This window comes from Streptomyces sp. TRM49041, assembly GCF_008271805.1.
Taxonomy (GTDB): Bacteria; Actinomycetota; Actinomycetes; order Streptomycetales; family Streptomycetaceae; genus Streptomyces.
This window is the reverse complement of record NZ_VSRY01000097.1, coordinates 22,536-28,964: the sequence shown is the minus strand read 5'-3', so window position 1 is coordinate 28,964 and position 6,429 is coordinate 22,536. Positions and strand designations below refer to the sequence as shown.

Here is a 6,429-nt window from a genome sequence, read left to right as displayed (position 1 = left end):
GGAGGGTGACCTCCTCGGCCTGGTGCGCCCGCGCCCCCTGCCGCCGGGCCGCGGCTACTTCGTGTCACGGCGGGGCGGCGCGGGGCTGGTTCAGCTGGGGCGGATGCCGGACATGTAGGCGAGCGTAGGTACTCCTACTCAGGGGAAGTTGGGTACGAGGCTGCTGCCCTTGGTACCCAACCCCCGTGCTAGAACAGACATTCACTCAATCACTCATCTCACACACAGACGTACGGGGGCGGAACGTTGGGATTCGACGAGGAATGGGCCCGACTGCGGGGTGAGGCGGCCGCGCGCCAGTCATCCAGCATGCGCTTGAACCAGAACGCCGCGCCGGGCGGGGGCGGCGGGGCCGGTGTGCCCGACTTCGACTCCGACCCGAAGAAGAAGAACGAGGCGGCGGGCAAGCTGGCGGGCGAAGTGAGGACCCAGACCGTCAAGGCGTCCAACCACGCCGACGAGGCGACTAACACCGCCGTCAGCACCTTCTCCGGCTGGGGCACGGCAGCCGGCCTGAAGAAGGTCCAGAAGGTCTGGGAGAGCCAGGTCAAGACGCTGACGGGCCGCCTGGACAAGGAGTCGGCGAACCTGCGCACCACGCGGCGCCTGATCCAGAACAACGACTTCGAGCTGTACAACGACTTCGCACCACTGCGCAAGCCCTCCGGGCTGGACAACACGTAAGACCGAGAGGAGGCATCAGACATGGCGCTGACCTACAAGAAGGTCATGGAGACCGACTACGGCAAGCTCACGGCCGCCGCGAAGGCATGGGACGACATGGCCGGCGAGTTCAAGAAGGCCGAGTCGAACTACGCAGCCACGGTGCGAGGTCTCAAACCGAACTGGCGCGGCGAGGCATTCGGATCCGCGTACGTGAACTTCGCCGGCACACAGTACGAGTACGCGGCCGCCCAGACAGAAGCGAAAGCCATCGCCGACCTGCTGCGCGACGCCCACGGACAGTTCACGGAGCTGAAGAAGCGGCTGGAGTCGCTGGTCGCGGACGCCCGCAAGGACAACATGCAAGTCGACGACGAGGGGAACGTCCGGCCCGATCTCACCGACACCGAGCGCAGGGCGTTCATCCACGACCCCGATGGCCAGGCCTTGCTGAAGTCGTACACCCAGGCGGCGGCAAGCTGGGCGAAGCAGATCCAGAAGTATGTCAAAGCAATCGAGGACGCTGACGCCGGCGTGAAGCTCTCCCTCGAAGGCGCCGTGAAGGACAGCAACAAGGACTTCCTCACAGGCAAGGACGACACTGCCAACGGCTTCAACGCGGGCGCCAAGGGCGATATCGAGCAGTACGAGCTGGAATACGTACAAGACGTCACCACACGCCTCAACGAGGGCAAGCCCGTCTCGAACGCTGAGATCGAGGGTGCCGCACGCATCCTGCGCGACAACAACAACGAGGCATTCAAACACCGTACGGAGTTCAGCCGAACCTTCCTGTCGAGCCTGGGAGCCGAAGGCACCCTGAAGCTCACCAACCGGCTTAATGACCTGGCGTACTTCGATGACAAGGGCGCGAAGAAGCCCTACCCGGAGATGCAGAAGAGCTTGGCCAACACTATGGCCATTGCCACCCAGGTACCCGAAATGGAGAAGGATGGAAGGGTCCTTAAACTCGGCTCAAAAGAGTACGCCGAGGAGTTCGCCAAGTGGCGGAAGACCTCAGACGAGGCAGACTTCTACAACTCGTGGCTGGAGGACATCAAGAGGAACGGCACCGAGGAGTTCAGCACGAAGGTCACTGAGGTCAATCGGTCGAGCGGCATCGACCAGAAGGCCCTCGGTTATCAGAGCCTCGTCACTCTGATGCAACGTGGAAGCGAAAGCTACAGCGCCCCCTTCCTGCACGAGCTCGCAGACTCCATGCGGGCAGCGGAGGACCCCACCAGGGGCGGAAACAAGGACATCTGGGATCTGAGCAATAATTTCGACAGCAAAAAGTCCTGCGTTTCTGCGGGATGGTTCGCGAATGACCCCCTCGACGGACTTCTTGGCGTGATGAGCAAGAATCCAGATGCCGCCACCACCTATTTTGATCCGGATTCCCATACCCCAATTTTCCAGAAAGACGGCGAGTGGAAGGTCGACAAATTCGGCACCGAGCGCCTGGAGTATCTGCAGACGAAGCGCGACTGGGATGTCGTCGATGAGTACGCCACCACCCGGAAGGATGGGGCAACGATCTACAAGGGCGACATCGAGGATGGCGACGCCCGTGTCGGATTCGGCGCCGCCCTAGAAGCCGCCGCTACGGGTAACGTTCCCGGTACCCCCGCGCCGGAAGAGTTTGCGAAACACACAGCTGCACAGACGCGCGTACTGGAAAGCGTCATCACGTCGTACGCAGAGATCGCCAAGATCGACCAGACCGCCATGCCGGCGAACATTCGAGTCAACATGGCGAATGCCTTGGCTTACTATCCGGGTGATGTCCACCAGATCCTGGTCGATCAGGTCGACTACGCCGTTGGTAGTGAATCAACGGATCCCAATGGCCTCGGTGTCAGCACAGAGGATATGCGGAAGTTCATCCGCGCCGCCTCTGAGGATGGTGGCGCATTCCGAATGATCCATGACTCACAGATGGGTCATATAACGGAACGGATCAGTTCACTGGATGAGCAGGATCTGACGCAAAGAGCAACCGGCAATAACGATCACGCCATGGGTGTCGTCATAGACGCGGGGATGGTCATCGGCACCCTGGACGAAGTTCGCGCTGATGCGCTCATCGACGAACGCGATCGACAAACCTCGGAGAACAACTGGAACAAGGCCTATAATTACCACATGTACGGCGCGCCTGTAACCAGCCTCCCCATCTTCGGTGACTCCATACAAAGATCGATTGACATCCTCACAGGGAAGCACGCCGAGGAACTCAACAATGCCGTAGCAGACAAGACGAAGGAGCAGCTTATTGAGCATTACAACAAGCATGGATACCCCAGGCTGAGAAACCTTATCAATCACCGCGCCGACATCCTCATGATTCCCGAGGAAGAGAAGATACCGACGGGGGGCCGAATGGGCTCCTTGCGCACCGCAGCGGGAAACTCGTACACAAATGGTATCGAGCTCACCCAGGGCTCAGCAGGGGAGTAGTGATCACCGGTATGCGCGAAAGAGGGAAACGCCGTATTGGCCTCACCGTAGCTCTCGCAACTGCGACTGCCGCAGCCGTGCTGCTCTGGCCGAGAGAGGACACTGCCTCGCCGGAATCAGATGCCTGCTTCTCTATCCTGTCGAAGCTCGAGATAGAGGCTTCGGGAGGCATCGCATCCTGCGGCAACGCTCTGGAGACGGCGATGACCGGCGCAGTTCCGGGACATAAGCCTCCGGAAGGGAAACCCCAGAGACTTCCCGAGAAGAGCGGCGAAGCTCTTGAGCTGGTTATCACCACTTACACAGAGCGGATGGATACAGGTGAAATGGCACCAGTCCCATCCGAGATCAAGCACAATCTCGCGAATGCGCTATCCCACTACGCCGGTGACACCTACGAAATCCTTGCAGGGCAGGTCGACTACTCAGATCCACAGTACTCAACAACTCCCAACGACATCGACATCGACACGCCTGTCATGGGTGACTTCCTAGACGCCCTGGCCGATGACGGAGATTCTTTCAAGATTATCCGCGAGACCCTCTTCGACCAGGTTGAATCAGAGCTCGAGGCCTTGGATGAACAGGACTTTCTCGACGAGCCGATGAATGAACCAGGAAAGGCATTTATCGATTCTGCCCTGGGTGCTGCCATATCGTCGGGAACCACCGTGGGAGAGCTTCGTAGGGCGCGTCTCAATGCCTTGACAAGACAACACGAAAACAACAAGGCCGCAGCCGAGAAAGCACTGCTTGAAGACTACGAAAATTACGGCTTCCCAAGACTCCGAAGGCTCTTTCAGGATCGCTCAGTCGCTCTGGGCTCGGCAGAGACGGCGGCGGGGAGACAACGACTCGACAGTCTCCTCTCGAAGGCTGCAGAAGCGTACTCCAGGAGCACCGGATTCAAAGACAGTGTTTGACGACGATCCACGGAGCACATGACATCGGCTGCGCGCGGGACCGAGGAAACCACCGGCTGAGGCATCCGCTATTCGTCCGCACCGCCAGGCGCTGGTCATGTCCCTTGTCGTGGTGTAGGAGATCAACGTGGATATCTGCAGGTCACGCATGCGATTTGCCGATCGACAGCACCCAGGATCCTGACTGACCGTCAGCCACGGCTGTGGCGCGCGGCCACAGCCGCGGCGGGCGTTGGCGTGACCTCGGAGGTAGGACACCCAAGATCGACCGCGCAAGTCCATACATCGCCCACAAGCTGACGTACCATCACTTGATCTCGCGCCCCAGGATTTCAGATTCCGGCCGTGGCCTGCGCCTTCTCGCCTTGAACACCCCTACACCACTTGGCGGGACACTATCTGACCGGCCTGGGACGGGGTAGAGCGAAGGAGCCATACGGTCCTTGCATGCGGCCCTTCGCACTTGAGGCGCACGAGGCGTTGCCCTGGTCGCCTGGCTACCGGGCGGGTCGACTTCCGCTCTTCTCCTCCTGTCTCCCTGCCATCTGCGGATAATTGAGGCGCAACGCCGTAACGCTGTACCGCCAGCACCTCGAAGGGAACGCGCCTGATGGGCACTCAGCAGGAGAAGGACGAGCTGTACGCGCTCGACATCAGTGGGGTGGAGTGGCACGGCGCCCCCGGGACGAGCCCCGACGAGGAGCGGGTCGAGATCGCCTACCTGCCGGGCGGGGCCGTGGCCATGCGGTCGTCACTGGAGCCGGACACCGTACTGCGCTACACCGAGGCCGAGTGGCGAGCGTTCGTCCTGGGGGCGAAGGACGGGGAGTTCGACCTGAAGTGAGGCTGCTGATCTGATCCAGTCAGCGCCGTGGGGCCCGCTCGGGAGACGAGCGGGCCCCACTTCTCGTTGCCTTGTCAGCAGCCTCTCGCTTTGCAGTTGGCGCACCGGCAGGGCGGCCAGGCCAGCGGCGGGGCCATCAGGCCTGCGTCGCCGGCCTCAACGGTGAGCGTTGGTGTCTCAGCGAGACGCCCGCCGGTGGGACCGGTCCGGTACGTCCGTACGGTCATCCGGGAGAGCCCTGGAAGCGAGCGACCGTGACCCGGGCCTCGTCTCACCGCTCATCGTCCGGCCACTCGTGCCAGCCCGTCGCCAGCAGCTCCAGCACGTCCGGTGGCTTTGGGATGTGCGGGGCGCAGGCGCAGCAGGCGTAGACGTTGAAGCCGGGGCCCGAAGCGGCATGTACCTCCGACACGACGACCGGTTCGTCCGTCAGCGCGTGGCAGTGGACGCACATGCGGAGTGGGCGTCGCGGGTCCTGCCCGGTCACCAGCGCGCCCCCTCGTACGCGAGCACGTACGGGCGCATCAGGGGCGTCGCCGCCCCGTCGAGCAGTCCATCGAGGTCGTACGGGGAGTGGGGTGTGGGGCGCGGATGGGAGGGGTCTCGGTGGGCGGGCGCACCACGGCGGTGCCGACCGCGCGGTGGCTTTGCGTGGTGCAGGGCTTGCCTCGCGCACAGGACTAAGGCGCGGATAAGGTCGGTCACGTCAGCGCTCGCTTTCAGCGTTGGCCATGCCCCGGGACGGCTCCACCCGTCGCCGGGGTCTTGTCGTAGACACACGGTAGCTGGTCTACATCATGCTTGTACATGCTTAAGCAAGGTGATACCCGAACGCGCGCATTCATGGATGGGCGTTTACGTTCTGGATATGGAGTTCGCTGCAGACCGCTACAGGTGGGTTCAGGTCGCTGAAGAGCTGCGGAGACGCATCGCAGATGGCACGTACCAGCCTCGCCAGCCTCTGCCGTCCGAGAGTCAGCTCATTGGAGAGTTCGGCATCGCACGGGGTACCGCCCGCAAGGTGATCGCCCACCTGCGGGACGAAGGCGCCGTCTACACGGTGCCGAGGCTCGGTACTTTCGTCGCCGAGCAGCAGTCGGCACCGGCCGAGGGCGCGGAGGATTGACCTACGGGCGGTCCGACCCGGGGCCTCGTAACGCGAGAAGGGGCATGCTCCGGGTGAGCATGCCCCTTCTCACACCCCCGCGAGGTGTGTGTCAGTACCCCTCGGTGAAGAGCTGCGACGCCTTGCGGTCGGTCGTCTGGTACTTGTCCTTGCCTTCCGCGATGATCCTGGCGATCTGGTCCAGCTGGGTCTTCATGTGGTCGGCACGCGCCCTGTACTTCTTCTGGAGCGCCAGGTACTCGCGGTGTGCCTCACCGTCCCAGGTGTCGGTCACGACCTTGATGGCCTGCTCCATGCGAGTCAGGTCCTCGGCGGTGTCCTTGGCCAGAAAGCGAAGACGCTCCGCCATGAGCGTGACGCTGCTGTACCGTACCTTGGTTCCGAGATCCTCGGACATGCTGTCTCCTCGTTCG

7 protein-coding genes are annotated in these 6,429 nt (G+C 62.2%); 5 read left to right on the top strand and 2 right to left on the bottom strand.

Going from position 1 to position 6,429, the window contains the following annotated elements; genetic code table 11:
• Window positions 1-309: 309 nt before the first annotated feature.
• From FVS66_RS09910 to FVS66_RS09895, 4 genes are all read left to right on the top strand, one after another.
• Window positions 310-684: a hypothetical protein gene (locus FVS66_RS09910; protein WP_149180660.1), complete on the top strand. Its 375-nt coding sequence runs from the start codon at window positions 310-312 to the stop codon at window positions 682-684.
• A 21-nt stretch (window positions 685-705) separates the two neighbouring features.
• Window positions 706-3,123: a DUF6571 family protein gene (locus FVS66_RS09905; protein ID WP_149180659.1), complete on the top strand. Its 2,418-nt coding sequence runs from the start codon at window positions 706-708 to the stop codon at window positions 3,121-3,123.
• Window positions 3,123-4,046 (top strand): hypothetical protein, encoded by a 924-nt coding sequence (locus FVS66_RS09900; protein WP_149180658.1) that lies wholly within the window; start codon window positions 3,123-3,125, stop codon window positions 4,044-4,046. Before FVS66_RS09905 ends, FVS66_RS09900 begins: the two co-directional genes overlap by 1 nt.
• A 610-nt stretch (window positions 4,047-4,656) precedes the next feature.
• The gene (locus FVS66_RS09895) at window positions 4,657-4,890 is read left to right on the top strand and encodes a DUF397 domain-containing protein (RefSeq protein WP_149180657.1); all 234 of its coding nucleotides are present in this window, start codon (window positions 4,657-4,659) and stop codon (window positions 4,888-4,890) included.
• 271 nt (window positions 4,891-5,161) lie between these two features.
• Here the strand turns inward: FVS66_RS09895 and FVS66_RS09890 are convergent, their stop codons facing one another.
• Window positions 5,162-5,377, bottom strand: coding sequence for a hypothetical protein (locus FVS66_RS09890; RefSeq protein WP_262386900.1), 216 nt, complete (start codon window positions 5,375-5,377; stop codon window positions 5,162-5,164).
• A 381-nt stretch (window positions 5,378-5,758) separates the two neighbouring features.
• Between FVS66_RS09890 and FVS66_RS09885 the strand changes: the two genes are divergently transcribed.
• Complete coding sequence (locus FVS66_RS09885; RefSeq protein ID WP_149180656.1) at window positions 5,759-6,016, top strand: winged helix-turn-helix domain-containing protein; 258 nt, start codon at window positions 5,759-5,761, stop codon at window positions 6,014-6,016.
• A gap of 91 nt (window positions 6,017-6,107) precedes the next feature.
• On the opposite strand, the gene FVS66_RS09880 is transcribed toward FVS66_RS09885, so the two are convergent.
• Window positions 6,108-6,413: a WXG100 family type VII secretion target gene (locus tag FVS66_RS09880; RefSeq protein WP_149180655.1), complete on the bottom strand. Its 306-nt coding sequence runs from the start codon at window positions 6,411-6,413 to the stop codon at window positions 6,108-6,110.
• Between the last annotated feature and the right edge of the window lie 16 nt (window positions 6,414-6,429).

Coding starts and splice junctions, on each gene's coding strand:
- FVS66_RS09910 (WP_149180660.1), top strand. CDS start 310: ATGCGCTTGAACCAGAACGCCGCGCCGGGCGGGGGCGGCGGGGCCGGT.
- FVS66_RS09905 (WP_149180659.1), top strand. CDS start 706: ATGGCGCTGACCTACAAGAAGGTCATGGAGACCGACTACGGCAAGCTC.
- FVS66_RS09895 (WP_149180657.1), top strand. CDS start 4,657: ATGGGCACTCAGCAGGAGAAGGACGAGCTGTACGCGCTCGACATCAGT.
- FVS66_RS09885 (WP_149180656.1), top strand. CDS start 5,759: ATGGAGTTCGCTGCAGACCGCTACAGGTGGGTTCAGGTCGCTGAAGAG.
- FVS66_RS09880 (WP_149180655.1), bottom strand. CDS start 6,413: ATGTCCGAGGATCTCGGAACCAAGGTACGGTACAGCAGCGTCACGCTC.